This is a genomic window from Streptomyces griseoviridis (assembly GCF_005222485.1).
GTDB lineage: Bacteria > Actinomycetota > Actinomycetes > Streptomycetales > Streptomycetaceae > Streptomyces > Streptomyces hintoniae.
Genome location: NZ_CP029078.1, coordinates 7,373,393 through 7,387,894 on the forward strand (window position 1 = coordinate 7,373,393; position 14,502 = coordinate 7,387,894).

At 71.3% G+C, this 14,502-nt stretch carries 12 protein-coding genes; 1 reads left to right on the top strand and 11 read right to left on the bottom strand.

Features of this window, described 5'->3' with window-relative positions; genetic code table 11:
- Positions 1-89: 89 nt before the first annotated feature.
- A complete protein-coding gene (locus DDJ31_RS31955) occupies positions 90-827 on the bottom strand; it encodes an SIR2 family NAD-dependent protein deacylase (RefSeq protein WP_127176938.1) in 738 nt (245 codons plus the stop codon).
- A 72-nt stretch (positions 828-899) separates the two neighbouring features.
- Positions 900-1,394: an NUDIX domain-containing protein gene (locus tag DDJ31_RS31960; protein ID WP_127176937.1), complete on the bottom strand. Its 495-nt coding sequence runs from the start codon at positions 1,392-1,394 to the stop codon at positions 900-902.
- A gap of 438 nt (positions 1,395-1,832) precedes the next feature.
- On the opposite strand from DDJ31_RS31960, the gene DDJ31_RS31965 reads away from it, so the two are divergent.
- Positions 1,833-3,029 carry a glycerate kinase gene (locus DDJ31_RS31965; RefSeq protein WP_127182504.1) on the top strand — a complete coding sequence of 399 codons (1,197 nt, stop codon included), beginning with the start codon at positions 1,833-1,835 and terminating at the stop codon, positions 3,027-3,029.
- 186 nt (positions 3,030-3,215) lie between these two features.
- Here DDJ31_RS31965 and pssA read toward each other — a convergent pair whose 3' ends face one another.
- The 9 genes from pssA to DDJ31_RS32010 all read right to left on the bottom strand — a co-directional run bounded on the left by pssA (position 3,216) and on the right by DDJ31_RS32010 (position 14,185).
- Positions 3,216-4,034, bottom strand: coding sequence for a CDP-diacylglycerol--serine O-phosphatidyltransferase (gene pssA / locus DDJ31_RS31970; RefSeq protein ID WP_127182503.1), 819 nt, complete (start codon positions 4,032-4,034; stop codon positions 3,216-3,218).
- Between the two features lie 22 nt (positions 4,035-4,056).
- Positions 4,057-4,713 carry a phosphatidylserine decarboxylase gene (locus DDJ31_RS31975; protein ID WP_127182502.1) on the bottom strand — a complete coding sequence of 219 codons (657 nt, stop codon included), beginning with the start codon at positions 4,711-4,713 and terminating at the stop codon, positions 4,057-4,059.
- A gap of 169 nt (positions 4,714-4,882) precedes the next feature.
- Positions 4,883-6,097 (bottom strand): acyl-CoA dehydrogenase family protein, encoded by a 1,215-nt coding sequence (locus tag DDJ31_RS31980; protein WP_127176936.1) that lies wholly within the window; start codon positions 6,095-6,097, stop codon positions 4,883-4,885.
- A 2-nt stretch (positions 6,098-6,099) separates the two neighbouring features.
- Positions 6,100-6,612, bottom strand: coding sequence for a MaoC family dehydratase (locus DDJ31_RS31985; RefSeq protein WP_127182501.1), 513 nt, complete (start codon positions 6,610-6,612; stop codon positions 6,100-6,102).
- 2 nt (positions 6,613-6,614) lie between these two features.
- Positions 6,615-7,628 (bottom strand): HpcH/HpaI aldolase/citrate lyase family protein, encoded by a 1,014-nt coding sequence (locus DDJ31_RS31990; RefSeq protein ID WP_127176935.1) that lies wholly within the window; start codon positions 7,626-7,628, stop codon positions 6,615-6,617.
- Positions 7,625-9,652 carry a protein meaA gene (locus DDJ31_RS31995; RefSeq protein ID WP_127176934.1) on the bottom strand — a complete coding sequence of 676 codons (2,028 nt, stop codon included), beginning with the start codon at positions 9,650-9,652 and terminating at the stop codon, positions 7,625-7,627. Before DDJ31_RS31995 ends, DDJ31_RS31990 begins: the two co-directional genes overlap by 4 nt.
- 17 nt (positions 9,653-9,669) lie before the next feature.
- On the bottom strand, positions 9,670-11,013 hold the full coding sequence (gene ccrA, locus DDJ31_RS32000; protein WP_127176933.1) for a crotonyl-CoA carboxylase/reductase: 1,344 nt from the start codon (positions 11,011-11,013) through the stop codon (positions 9,670-9,672).
- Positions 11,014-11,405: 392 nt separating this feature from the next.
- On the bottom strand, positions 11,406-12,218 hold the full coding sequence (locus tag DDJ31_RS32005) for a TetR family transcriptional regulator (RefSeq protein ID WP_240677991.1): 813 nt from the start codon (positions 12,216-12,218) through the stop codon (positions 11,406-11,408).
- 158 nt (positions 12,219-12,376) lie between these two features.
- Complete coding sequence (locus DDJ31_RS32010) at positions 12,377-14,185, bottom strand: 3-hydroxyacyl-CoA dehydrogenase family protein (protein WP_127176931.1); 1,809 nt, start codon at positions 14,183-14,185, stop codon at positions 12,377-12,379.
- Between the last annotated feature and the right edge of the window lie 317 nt (positions 14,186-14,502).

A 14,502-nucleotide genomic window follows, 5' to 3' on the forward strand; every position in this document is an offset into this window, starting at 1 on the left:
CCGCCACCCTCTCCGCCGGGCAGGCGGGACATGGTGTTCGGCGGCGGGGGGGAGCAGGACGGGCAGGACCCCTCGGTCGTCCCGGCCGGTCAGGAGCCGGCGGCGTCCCTGATGCCGTCGAGGAGCCTGGGCAGCGCGGTGCCGATGGGTTCGCGCACCAGGTCGTCCGCGCGGTCGTCGTAGGGGGTGGCCTCGGCGTTGACGATGGTGAGGCGGGCGCCGTGGTCGGCCGCGATCCCGGCGAGACCGGCCGCCGGCTGGACCTGGAGGCTGCTCCCCACGGCGATGAACAGGTCGCAGCCCTTGCTGATGGCGAGGGCCTGGGAGAGCACCGCCGGGTCGAGGCGCTCGCCGAACATCACGGTGGCCGACTTGAGGATGCCGCCGCAGACCAGGCACGGCGGATCTGCCTCACCGGCCACGACACGGGCGAGGGCGTCCGCCATCGGGCCGCGGGCCCCGCAGCCGACGCAGACGACACTCCGGGCGCTGCCGTGCAGTTCGAGCACCTTGCGGGCGGGGAGACCGGCGAGCTGGTGCAGCCCGTCGACGTTCTGGGTGATCACCCGGACCGGCACCCCGGCCCGCGCCAGCTCGGCCACCGCCACATGCGCGGCGTTCGGCTCGGCCTGGAGGGTGCGGTTGCGCAGCCGCAGCTGCCAGGAGCGGCGCCTGATCTCCGGGTCCGCCATGTAGTACGCGTACGTGACGAGCTTCTCGGCCTCGGGGTCCTTGCGCCAGACCCCGTTGGGTCCCCGGTAGTCGGGGATCCCGGAGTCGGTCGAGATGCCGGCGCCGCTCAACACGGCGACGAGGGGCTTCGTCATGGCATCGAGGGTAGGGCGGCGGGCCGGCCGGGGGCGAACAGACATCCGCGCGGGCCGACCGGCGGCGGAGCGTCAGGCCACGCGGTGGCCGTTCTCCAGTTCCGCGGTGCCGGTGCCGTCCGCCAGCACCTGAAGGGCGACCAGGACACGGCGGCCGAGGGAGCCGGACAGGTGCGCGGGGAGGTCCTCGGGGCTGACCAGGCGCCAGGAGAGCAGTTCCTCCTCCTGGAGGCGGATCGCCTTCAGGTCGGCCTCGGTCAGCAGACCGCCGTCGTACAGGTACGCCACCAGCGGCGGCCGGTCCTGGCCCTGTACCCAGTCCACCGCGAGCAGGCGGCCCGGTTCGCGGTCGAGGCCGATCTCCTCCGCCGTCTCGCGGCGCGCGCCCTGCCGTGGGCTCTCGCCCTCGTCCGACTCGACCGTCCCGCCCGGCAGCGCCCAGCCCTCCCGGTAGTTCGGTTCGACGAGCAGCACCCGGCCCTCCTCGTCGCGGAAGAGGGCGGCGGCCCCGGCGAGGACGCGGGGCAGGCCCGCGATGTACGTGGCGAAGTCTTGGATGGTGGCCATGGGGGAAGGGTAGCCAGCCGGTGGCAGCCGCCGGGCGCCGGGAAGCGGGCCGCGCGGTACGCGCGGACTCGCCCGGACGGCCGCCAGTTGTTCGCCCGGACGGCCGTCGGGGATTCGGTCGGACGGCCGTCGGGATACGGCCGGACGGTGTCGGCCGCGCGGGCGCCGACGCGGTCCCGTGGCTGTCGTCCCGTCGCCGTCGTCGCGCCGCTGGCGGGCCGTCGTCGGGCCGCCGTCTCGGCCGTCGTCGGGCTGGTCCGGCGCGCCTCGGTGGGGCCATCGGGGCTTCTCAAGGGCCGGGCGGAGCATGGCGGCGCGGCCCTGCTCCGGTTAAGGTCGCAGCGGCGCGACTGGCCACGACGTGCGTCGGGCCCGGAGAGCAAGGGGAAACACAAGGTGGCGGACGCTGTAGGGAACAGGCCGGCGAGGGACCAGCGGGTGCTGGTCGCCGCGGACAAGTTCAAGGGGTCGCTGACGGCCGTGCAGGTCGCGGAGCGGGTGACGGCCGGGCTGCGCCGGGTCGTGCCGGGCGTCGAGGTGACGTCGCTGCCCGTGGCCGACGGCGGCGACGGAACGGTGGACGCGGCGGTCGCCGCCGGTTTCGAGCGGCGCGAGGTCACGGTCGCCGGGCCGCTGGGCGACGAGGTGAGCGCGGCGTTCGCGCTGCGCGGTGACACCGCGGTCGTGGAGATGGCCGAGGCCAGCGGGTTGCAGCGGCTGCCCGACGGCGTCCTCGCCCCGCTCTCGGCGTCCACGTACGGTTCGGGCGAGCTGCTGCGGGCCGCGCTGGACGCGGGCGCCCGCACCATCGTCTTCGGCGTCGGCGGCAGCGCCACCACCGACGGCGGCGCCGGGATGCTCTCCGCGCTGGGCGCGCGGTTCCTCGACGCCGACGGGCAGCCGGTGCCGCCGGGCGGCGGCGGGCTCGTCGAGCTGGCCTCCGCCGATCTGTCGGGGCTCGACCCGCGCCTCGGCGCCGTCGAACTGGTCCTCGCGAGCGACGTCGACAACCCCCTGACCGGTCCGAAGGGCGCGCCGGCCGTGTACGGGCCGCAGAAGGGCGCCTCGCCCGACGACGTACAGGCCCTCGACGAGGCCCTCGCCCACTTCGCCAAGATCCTGGAAGGCGCACCGGGGCCGACCGGTGCCGCGAGGCCCGGCGGGTCGTCCGGTGCCGGGGACGCGCGCGGCGGCGGGGACACCGCGCTGCTCGGCGCGCGTGCCGCCGAGTGCGCGGTGTCGCCCGGCGCGGGCGCCGCGGGCGGCATCGGCTACGGCGCCCTCCTGATCGGCGCCCGCTTCCGGCCCGGCATCGACGTCATGCTGGACGTCCTCGGCTTCGCGGCCGCCCTGGAGAACGCCGAGCTGGTGATCACCGGCGAGGGCTCCCTCGACGAGCAGACCCTGCACGGCAAGGCACCCGCGGGCGTCGCGGCGGCGGCTCGGGCGGCCGGCAAGGAGGTCGTCGCGGTCTGCGGACGCCTCGCCCTGCCCCCTGAGGCCCTCGGCCGGGCCGGTATCCGCCGCGCCTACCCGCTGACCGGCGTCGAGCCCGACGTGGCCACCTGCATCGCGGACGCGGGCCCGATCCTGGAACGGGTCGCGGAGAAGATCGCCCGGGACTTCCTGGTCTGAACTTCCTGATCCGAACTTCCTGAGCCGGCACCGGGACCGGCTCCCGCCCCGCGTCCCACGGCGGCGGCGGAGGAGTCCAGAGCCCCGCCCCCGGCGCACGAGAAGGGCCCCGAGCCGTTCGGCTCGGGGCCCTTCTCGTTGTCGGTCGGTGTGGTCGGGCGCTACCGCCTCGTCACGCGCTGTCCGCTACGGCAGCTGCGCCGCGCGTGCCTCGCGGCGGTTGTCGCGGAAGTTGTTCACCCGGCGGGCCGTGGCGAACAGCGGGATCACCGCGCCCATGACGAGCTGGAGCGCACAGCCCGTCTGGAGGAGCAGTTGGCCGCTCGGGGCGTCGAACGCCCAGGCGGCGAGCAGGCCCATGGACAGCACGATCCAGGACAGCATCGCCACGGCGAGACGGCCCCGCGGCTTCGGGTACTCGACCCGGCTCACCATCAGCCAGGCGGTGCCCAGGATGGCCAGCAGCGTGGCCACGAAGGGCAGTTCGAGCAGCACGATGGAGACGACCGTCAACGCGCCGAACGGGCTCGGCATGCCCTGGAACACGCCGTCGCGCGGTGTCACACAGGAGAAGCGGGCCAGTCGCAGCACGACGGCCAGCAGCACCACGATCGCCCCGAGCGCGGCCATTCTCTGGTGCGCGTCGTCGGCGACCATGCCGTAGACCAGGACGAAGTACGCGGGCGCCAGACCGAAGCTGATCAGGTCCGAGAGGTTGTCCAGCTCGGCGCCCATGGGGGAGGAGCGCAGCTTGCGCGCCACCAGGCCGTCGAAGAGGTCGAAGACCGCGGCGCAGAGCATCAGGATGACCGCCGTGGCCGCGCTGTGGCGGGCCATGCCGGATTCCTGGCTGCCGGTGAGGTGCGGGATCAGGATGCCGGTGGTGGTGAAGTACACCGCCATGAAGCCGCACGTGGCGTTGCCGAGCGTCAGGGTGTCCGCTATCGACAGGCGCAGAGAGAGGGGCATCTCCTCTTCGTCGTCCGCCTCGTCGGCCTCGGGCACCCAGCCCGCCTGAGTCTCTGGATCAATCACGGTCAATGCGAGTCACCCCAGCCACCGTCTTCTGACCGACCTCGACCGCGACCTCCACGCCCTCGGGCAGGTAGAGGTCCACACGCGACCCGAAGCGGATCAGACCGATGCGCTCGCCCTGCTCGACCTTGCTGCCCTGCGGCAGGTAGGGGACGATGCGACGGGCGACGGCACCGGCGATCTGGATCATCTCGATGTCGCCGAGCTCGGTGTCGAAGTGCCAGACTACGCGCTCGTTGTTCTCGCTCTCCTTGTTGAACGCGGGGACGAACCCACCAGGGATGTGCTCGACCGACGTCACGGTGCCGGCGAGCGGGGCGCGGTTCACGTGGACGTTGAGCGGGCTCATGAAGATCGCGACGCGGGTGCGTCCGTCCTTCCACGGCATGATGCTCTGCACCACACCGTCGGCGGGCGAGATGACCCGGCCCTGGGTGATCTCACGCTCGGGGTCGCGGAAGAACCACAGCATGCCCGCCGCGAGCGCGGTGGCGGGCACGGCCACGGCCTTGGCGGCGCCGCTGTGACGGGCGCGGACCAGGCTGAGGGCTGCGGTGGCGACGGTCGGGAGAAGCCACGGCGATGCTCCGCGCGCGAGGCGTGTGCCGACCAGGCTGTCGCGAGGTGCAGAGGTTTGGCTGTGGGGCATGGATGACCTTCGTAGCGGATGATGCCGCGCTGAGACGGGGGACGGCGGCTTTCCCGGGATCGTACCGGGCGCGGGCCACAACTGGGTAAGCCAGGAAGCCGAGTCGGCGATCGAAGCAGGTGGGAGGGGTGTGATCTTCTTCTCCAAGAAACACCCCGTATCCGGACAATCAGCCCTGGAATCGATACTCTTCGAGCAGCCTGCGACCGATGATCATTTTCTGGATCTCGGCGGTACCTTCACCGATCAGCAGCATCGGTGCCTCGCGGTAGAGGCGCTCGATCTCGTACTCCTTGGAGAAGCCGTAGCCGCCGTGGATCCGGAAGGCGTCCTCGACGACCTCCTTGCAGTATTCGGAGGCGAGGTACTTCGCCATCCCCGCTTCGAGGTCGTTTCGCTGCCCGGAGTCCTTTTTGCGTGCCGCGTTCACCATCATGGCATGGGCGGCCTCGACCTTGGTAGCCATCTCCGCGAGCTTGAACTGGATGGCCTGGTGCTCGGCGATCGGCTTGCCGAAAGTGTGGCGCTGCTGGGCATACCTGACGCCCAGTTCGAAGGCACGCTGAGCGACCCCGCAGCCACGCGCCGCCACATTGACGCGGCCCACCTCGACGCCGTCCATCATTTGGTAAAAACCTCGGCCGGTGGTGCCGCCGAGCACCCGATCGGCGGGAACCCGCAGGTCGTCCATGATCAGCTCGGTGGTGTCGACGCCCTTGTAGCCCATCTTGTCGATCTTCCCGGGGATGGTGAGCCCGGGGCGCACCTCGCCGAACCCGGGCTCCTTCTCGACCAGGAACGTCGTCATCGACCGGTGCGGCCTGGCGGCCACCTCCTCGGCGGAGTGTCCTTCGTCACTTCTGACGAGAACGGCGACCAGACTCGACGTCCCACCGTTCGTCAGCCACATCTTCTGGCCGTTCAGGACGTACCCGTCACCGTCCCTGACCGCCTTCGAGGAGATGGCCGACACGTCCGAACCGAGGGCGGGCTCCGACATCGAGAAGGCGCCCCTGATGTCCCCGGCCGCCATCCGCGGCAGGAAGTGCTCCTTCTGCTCCGCGGTGCCGTGCCGGCCCAGCATGTACGCCACGATGAAATGGGTGTTGATGATGCCGGACACCGACATCCAGCCGCGCGCGATCTCCTCCACGCACAGCGCGTAGGTGAGCAGCGACTCGCCGAGACCCCCGTACTCCTCCGGGATCATCAGGCCGAAGAGGCCCAACTCCCGCAGCCCGTCGACGATCTGCTGCGGATACTCGTCACGGTGCTCCAACTCCGTGGCGACCGGCAGGATCTCCTTGTCCACGAAGTCCCGTACGGTGGAGAGGATCTCCCGCTGGACGTCGGTGAGACCGGCGGTCTGGGCGAGTCGCGCCATGGCTACTTCTCCGTCTGCTTCGGTTCGGGGCGGCCCGGCTGCTCGCCGCCGCGCGCCTTGATGTACGTCTCGGTCGGCACCATCACCTTGCGGCGGAACACGCAGACCAGCGTGCCGTCCTGCTTGTGGCCGCGGGTCTCCACGTGCACGATCCCGCGGTCGGCCTTCGACTTCGACGGCCACTTGTCGAGCACCGTCGTCTCGCCGTAGACCGTGTCGCCGTGGAAGGTCGGCGCCACGTGCCGCAGCGACTCGATCTCCAGGTTGGCGATCGCCTTGCCGGACACGTCCGGCACCGACATGCCGAGGAGCAGCGAGTAGACGTAGTTCCCCACGACGACGTTGCGGCCGAAATCGGTCGTGTTCTCGGCGTAGTTGGCGTCCAGGTGGAGCGGGTGGTGGTTCATGGTGAGGAGGCAGAAGAGGTGGTCGTCGTACTCGGTGACCGTCTTGCCGGGCCAGTGCTTGTAGACCGCCCCGACCTCGAACTCCTCGTAGGTGCGCCCGAACTGCATGCTCACGCCTCCGGGATCTCGAAGGAGGTGGTGCGCTTCAGGCCGGCCGCCCGGCCCTTGCCCGAGATGACCAGCGCCATCTTGCGGCTGGCCTCGTCGATCATCTCGTCGCCGAGCATCGCGGAGCCCTTCTTCCCGCCCGCCTCGGAGGTGTACCAGTCGTAGGCGTCGAGGATCAACTCGGCGTGGTCGTAGTCCTCCTGGGACGGCGAGAAGATCTCGTTGGACGCCTCGATCTGGCCCGGGTGCAGCACCCACTTGCCGTCGAAACCGAGCGCGGCGGCCCGCCGGGCGACCTCGCGGTAGCCGTCGACGTTGCGGATCTGGAGGTAGGGGCCGTCGATCGCCTGGAGGTCGTGGGCGCGGGCGGCCATCAGGATCTTCATCAGGATGTAGTGGTAGGCGTCCGCCGGGTAGCCGGGCGGCTGTTCGCCCACCACGAGCGTCTTCATGTTGATCGACGCCATGAAGTCGGCGGGACCGAAGACGATCGTCTCCAGGCGCGGGCTCGCCTGCGCGATGGCGTCGACGTGGGTGAGGCCGCGGGCGTTCTCGATCTGCGCCTCGATGCCGATCCGGCCGACCTCGAAGCCCATGGCCTTCTCGATCTGGGTGAGCAGCAGGTCGAGGGCGACGATCTGCTGGGCGTCCTGCACCTTCGGCAGCATCACGCAGTCCAGGTTCTGGCCCGCTCCCTCGACGACGGTGACGACGTCCCGGTACGTCCACTCGGTGGTCCAGTCGTTGACGCGCACCACCCGCGTCTTGCCGCTCCAGTCGCCCTCGTTGAGGAACTTGACGATGGTGTGCCTGGCCTCCGGCTTGGCGAGCGGCGCGCACGCGTCCTCCAGGTCGAGGAAGACCTGGTCGGCCGGGAGCCCCTGGGCCTTCTCCAGGAAGCGCGGATTGCTCCCCGGGACCGCGAGGCACGAGCGGCGGGGGCGCAGCCGGTCGACCGGGGACGCGGCGGAGCCGTTCGCCGGGAGGGCGGTGGTGGGAGACGTGCGGGCGGTCATGCCGTGACCTCCAGGGGGTCGAGCTTGTTCGCGGTGCGGATCTCGTCGACGATACGGCCGATGATCGCGGTGATGTCGAAGTCCTTCGGGGTGAAGACGGCGGCCACTCCCGCGGCCCTGAGCCGTTCGGCGTCGCCGTTCGGGATGATCCCGCCGGCGATCACCGGGATGTCGTGCGCGCCGGCCTCGCGCAGCCGCTCCAGGACGTCGGGCACCAGCCGCGCGTGCGAGCCGGAGAGGATGGAGAGGCCGACCGCGTGCACGTCCTCGGCGAGGGCCGCGTCGACGATCTGCTCGGGGGTCAGCCTGATGCCCTGGTAGACCACCTCGAACCCGGCGTCCCTGGCCCGCACGGCGATCTGCTCGGCGCCGTTGGAGTGCCCGTCGAGCCCCGGCTTGCCGACCAGGAAGCGCAGCTTGCCGACGCCCAGGTCCCGCGCGGTGTCGTCGACCATCCGGCGCACCCCGGCCAGCGCCGAGCCCGCCGCGACGGGGACCGCGACCGGCGCCGAGGAGACCCCGGTCGGCGCCCGGAACTCGCCGAACACCTCACGCAGCGCGCCGGCCCACTCGCCGGTCGTGGCGCCGGCGCGGGCGCAGTCCAGGGTGGCCGCCATCAGGTTGCCGGTGCCGCGCGCCGCCTCCTTGAGCCGCTCCAGGGCCTTGCACGGCCTGGGGTGGTTGAACGGCGGCTGGTAGCGCGTGTCGCGCCACCGCCCGAGCGCCTCGACGACCCGCGCCTCGACCTCCGGGTCCACCGTCTGGACGGCCGTGTCGAGATCGGCGGTCAGCGGGTTCGGCTCGGTCGTCTCGAAGACGTTGACGCCGACGATCTTCTCCTCGCCCGACTCGATCCTGGCCCGCCGCTCGGCGTGCGAGGAGACCAACTGGGCCTTGAGGTAGCCCGATTCGACGGCGGCCATGGCGCCGCCCATCTCCTCGATCCTGGCCATCTCCGCGAGCGACTCCTCGACGAGGGCGTCGACCTTCGCCTCGACGACGTGCGATCCCGCGAAGAGGTCCTCGTACTCCAACAGGTCGCTCTCATGGGCCAGTACCTGCTGGATGCGCAGCGACCACTGCTGGTCCCACGGCCTGGGCAGCCCCAACGCCTCGTTCCACGCCGGGAGTTGGACGGCGCGGGCGCGGGCGTCCTTGGAGAGGGTCACCGCCAGCATCTCCAGGACGATCCGCTGGACGTTGTTCTCCGGCTGCGCCTCCGTCAGGCCGAGGGAGTTGACCTGGACGCCGTAGCGGAAGCGGCGGTGCCTTGGGTTCTCGATGCCGTACCGCTCGCGCGTCACCTGGTCCCAGATGCGGCCGAACGCCCGCATCTTGCACATCTCCTCGACGAACCGCACACCGGCGTTGACGAAGAACGAGATGCGCGCGACCACCTCGCCCCTGCGCTCCTCGGGGATCTGCCCGGACGCGAAGACCGCGTCGAGCACGGCGACCGCGGTCGACATCGCGTACGCGATCTCCTGGACCGGGGTGGCTCCCGCCTCCTGGAGGTGGTAGCTGCAGATGTTGATCGGGTTCCACTTCGGCATGTGGTGGACCGTGTAGCAGATCATGTCGGTGGTCAGCCGGAGCGAGGGTCCCGGCGGGAACACATGGGTGCCCCGGGACAGGTACTCCTTCACGATGTCGTTCTGGGTGGTGCCCTGGAGCTCGGTGAGGTCCGCGCCCTGCTCCTCCGCGACGACCTGGTAGAGCGCCAGGAGCCACATGGCGGTGGCGTTGATCGTCATCGAGGTGTTCATCCGCTCCAGCGGGATGTCCTGGAACAGCCGCCGCATGTCGCCGACATGGGCCACCGGCACCCCGACCCGGCCGACCTCGCCGCGGGCGAGGATGTGGTCGGAGTCGTAGCCGGTCTGGGTCGGCAGGTCGAAGGCGACCGAGAGTCCCGTCTGCCCCTTGGCGAGGTTGCGCCGGTACAGCTCGTTGGACGCCTCGGCGGTGGAGTGACCGGCGTACGTGCGCATCAGCCACGGCCGGTCCTTCTGGCGCTCAGTCATCGATGGCCTCGGTGTCCTCAGATGTCGCGGAAGCGGTTGATGGCGTCGACGTGCCGGGCGCGCAGCTCCTGGTCCCGCACCCCGAGCCCCTCCTCGGGCGCGAGGCACAGCACGCCGACCTTGCCCTGGTGGGCGTTGCGGTGGACGTCGTGGGCGGCCTGGCCGGTGTCCTCGAGGGCGTAGACCTTGGAGAGCGTCGGATGGATCTTGCCCTTGGCGATCAGCCGGTTGGCCTCCCACGCCTCGCGGTAGTTGGCGAAGTGCGAGCCGACGATGCGCTTCAGGGACATCCACAGGTAGCGGTTGTCGTACTCGTGGGTGTAGCCCGAGGTGGAGGCGCAGGTGACGACGGTGCCGCCCTTGCGGGTGACGTAGACGGAGGCGCCGAAGGTCTCCCGGCCGGGGTGCTCGAAGACGATGTCGACGTCCTCGCCGCCGGTCAGTTCGCGGATGTGCTTGCCGAACCGCTTCCACTCGCGCGGGTCCTGGGTCCGCTCGTCCTTCCAGAACCTGTAGTCCTCGGCGGTGCGGTCGATCACCGCCGTCGCGCCCATCCGCCGGCAGATCTCCGCCTTCTGCGGGCTGCCGACCACACAGACCGGGTTGGCGCCGCCGGCCAGCGCGAACTGCGTGGCGTAGGAGCCGAGTCCGCCGCTCGCGCCCCAGATCAGCACGTTGTCGCCCTGCTTCATGCCGGCGCCGTTGCGGGACACCAACTGGCGGTAGGCGGTGGAGTTGACGAGGCCGGGGGAGGCGGCCTCCTCCCAACTGAGGTGCTGCGGCTTCGGCATCAGCTGGTTGGACTTGACGAGCGCGATCTCGGCGAGGCCGCCGAAGTTCGTCTCGAAGCCCCAGATGCGCTGCTCCGGGTCGAGCATGGTGTCGTTGTGGCCGTCCGACGACTCCAGTTCGACGGAGAGGCAGTGCGCGACCACCTCGTCGCCCGGGTGCCAGGCGTTGACGCCTGCTCCGGTGCGCAGGACGACGCCCGCGAGGTCGGAGCCGATCACGTGGTACGGCAGGTCGTGGCGTTTGGTGAGGTCGCTGACCTTGCCGTAGCGCTCCAGGAACCCGAACGTCGACAGCGGCTCGAAGATCGACGTCCACACCGAGTTGTAGTTGACCGAGGAGGCCATCACGGCCACCAGGGCCTCACCCGGGCCCAGTTCGGGCACCGGCACGTCGTCCAGGTGGAGCGACTTGCGGGGGTCCTTGTCGCGGGTCTCCAACCCGTCGAACAGGTCCGTCTCGTCCTTGTGGACGGTGATCGCGCGGTACGACTCGGGCAGCGGCAGCGCGGCGAAGTCGTCCGGGGTCGAGTCGGGTGACTGGATCGCGTCCAGGATGTCCTTGACGGTCACGGTGGGGCCTCCGGCGGATGGCGTCTCGAAGGAAGACGTGGGTGCGGGAACGGGGTGCGGCGGCGCGTGGTGGCGCGGGAGGTTGCCTGTGACGCAGGCGTCCGGGCGCGCGGGTCATGGGTCCGCGGGGACAGCCGGCGTTCCCGTGGTCTGGGTGCGCCGGCCGCCCGGACGCCTTCAACGTATGACACGCGGTGTCAGCTCGCAAGGCACTGAGTGCCATGAATTGCTCTCAGATGAAATCTTTACGCGACAGATGAGCGATGATCGATCGAACGACCCCCAGAAACTCCCAGAAAACCCCAGAAAAACGACCGAAAACAGCCCCGGACACGCCAGAACGGCCACCCCGAGGGGTGGCCGTCCGTACGTCAGTACCGGGAAAGGGGTGCTCAGCGGTCCCTGAGCGCCTCCTCGATCGTCCGCATGACCTCGTCCAGAGGCGCGTCCGTCCGCGCGACCGTGACCAGCACCTCGCCCTGGGCGGAGACCGCCGCCGGCACCGCGGGCCGCGGCGGAGCGGTGCGCCCGGCGCCGATGCCCGACCCGAACGTCTTGCGGACGATCCCGAAGGCGTGGTCCAACTGCGCCTCCACATCGCCCTGGCCGCCCGCCCGCAACCAGCGCCGCAGCACATGGTTGTGGGCCGTGACCACGGCCGACGCGGCGACCTCCGCGAGCAGCGGATCGTCGTTCGCGTCGTCGTCGTGCGCGTGCTCGTCGAAGTGGCCGAGCAGATAGCGCGTGAAGAGGCGCTCGTAGCGGGCCACCGACGCGATCTCCGCCTCGCGCAGGGTGGGCACCTCGCGCGTCAGCTTGTACCGGGCCACCGAGATCTCCGGCTGCGCCGCGTACATCCGCATGACTTCCTTGATGCCGCGGCACACCGTGTCGAGCGGATGCTCGTGCGGCGGGGCCGCGTTGAGGACGGCCTCCGCGCGGATCAGGGTGTCGTCGTGGTCGGGGAAGATCGCCTCTTCCTTGGACCTGAAGTGCCGGAAGAAGGTGCGGCGGGCCACCCCCGCCGCCGCCGCGATCTCGTCGACGGTGGTCGCCTCGTACCCCTTGGTGGAGAACAGCTCCATGGCCGCCGCCGCCAGTTCGCGGCGCATCTTGAGCCGCTGGGCGGCGGCCCGCGTACCGGCGGCGCTTTCCGGCGCGTCGGGCGTAGCTGCTGTACGTGTGGACCTGGCGGGCTGGGGCATGCCCCGAACGTACTGCATGTGCGCAGCTTGGTGCGCATGTCGGGGGTTTCCACCACCCCCGAGGGGCGGGGGCGCGAGGCGCGCCGGACGGGGCGGCCCGCCCCGCTCCCGCGCACCGCCGCGCCCCCTTCTTCCGGCTCTTCCGGCCGTCGTGCGCGTCAGCGCCGGGCGTACTCGCGGAAGCCGCGGCCCGTCTTGCGGCCCAGGCAGCCCGCCGCCACCAGATGTTCGAGCAGCGGCGCCGGGGCGAGACCCGGGTCGCGGAACTCGCGGTGCAGCACCCTCTCGATCGCCAGCGACACGTCGAGGCCGACGACGTCGAGGAGTTCGAACGGGCCCATCGGGTAGCCGCCGCCCAGCCGCATCGCCGCGTCGATGTCGTCGAGGGACGCGTAGTGCTCCTGCACCATCTTGACCGCGTTGTTCAGGTACGGGAAGAGCAGCGCGTTCACGATGAAGCCGGCGCGGTCCCCGCAGTCCACCGCGTGCTTCTTGATCCCGGCGCAGACGCCGCGCGCGGTCGCGTGGGTCTCGTCCGAGGTCAGCACCGTGCGGACGACCTCGACCAGCTTCATCGCGGGCGCCGGGTTGAAGAAGTGCAGGCCGATCACGTCCTGCGGGCGGGAGGTGGCGCGGGCGCAGGCGATGACGGGCAGCGACGAGGTGGTGGTCGCCAGCACCGCGCCCGGCCTGCACACCTTGTCCAGCGTCCCGAACAGCTGCCGCTTCACGTCCAGGTCCTCGGCGACGGCCTCCACCGCGAGATCGACCTCCGCGAACGCGTCGTACGAGCCCGTGGGCGTGATCCGGTCGAGGACCTGGGCGGCGGCCTCCGCGGTGAGGCGGCCCCGGTCGACCGAGCGCGCGAGCGACGCGCCGATCCGCGCCTTCGCCGCCTGCGCCTTCTCGGCGGAGCGTGCGGCGAGCACGACCTCGTGGCCGGCCTTCGCGAACACCTCGGCGATCCCCGACGCCATGGTGCCCGAACCGGCCACGCCGACCGAGTGGACCGCGCGGCCGGCCACCGGGCCGCCGCCGCTGAGCGGGGTCAGCGCGTCCCGCACCACGGTGGCCGAGCCCGACGCCTCGTACGTGTAGAAGCCGCGCCCCGACTTACGGCCCGTCAGGCCCGCCGCGCTGAGCTGCCCCAGGATCGGGGCGGGCGCGTGCAGCCGGTCGTGGGACTCGGCGTACATCGCCTCCAGGACCGTGCGCGCGGTGTCCACCCCGATCAGGTCGAGCAGCGCGAGCGGGCCCATCGGCAGGCCGCAGCCGAGCCGCATCGCCGCGTCGATGTCCTCCCGCGAGGCGTACTTGGCCTCGTACATCGCGGCGGCCTGGTTGAGATACCCGAACAGCAGCCCGTCCGCGACGAACCCGGGCCGGTCGCCGACCGCGACGGGCTCCTTGCCCAGGTCGACCGCCAGACGGGTGACGGCGGTGACGGCGTCGGGCGACGTCAGCACCGACGACACCACCTCGACCAGCCGCATGGCCGGGGCCGGATTGAAGAAGTGCAGGCCGAGGACCCGCTCGGGGCGGCTCGACTCGGCGGCCAGCCGGGTCACCGACAGGGCGTTGGTGCCGGTGGCCAGGACGGTGTCCGGGCGGACGACCGCGTCGAGTTCGCGGAAGATCTGCTGCTTGATCTCGTAGGACTCCGGCGCGACCTCGATGACCAGGTCGGCGTCGGCCGCCGCCCGCAGCTCCGTCGAGGTGCTGATGCGGGCGAGGAGGTCGGTGCGCTCCGGTCCGGTCAGCCGGTCGCGCGCCACGGCCCGGGAGGTGGCGGCCTCCACGGCGGCGACCGCGCGGACGGCGGCGGCCTCGCTGATGTCGATGCCGACGACCGTGCGGCCGGCTCGGGCGAGGACTTCGACGATGCCGGTGCCCATGGTGCCGAGACCGACGACGGCGACGGTGCGCAGGGCGGAGTGGGAGGTGTCGTGGGACAGGGGAGTGGCCATCGAGGGACTCCAGGAAGAGGGTGACGACGGGACGCGCCGGGTACGCCGGGAGCACGGCCGGGGCCGTGGGCGCACGGGGCGCGGAGGGAAATCCGGGAAAAGCCGGTGAAATCCGGGGAGAGCCGAGGAAATCCGAGGACCGAGGGAAATCGGCGAGGAAGGCGCGCCGCGCGGGTGCGAGCTGATGAGCCGTGCCGTGCCGTGGGCGTGGCGCGCGGGCGCATCGCCGGGGACGGCGGGTTCGACCGGCCCTGTCCCGGGACCGGATCGCGCGGTGCTCTCACGACGGCTGCGTCACCAGGCCGTCGTCAGCGGAG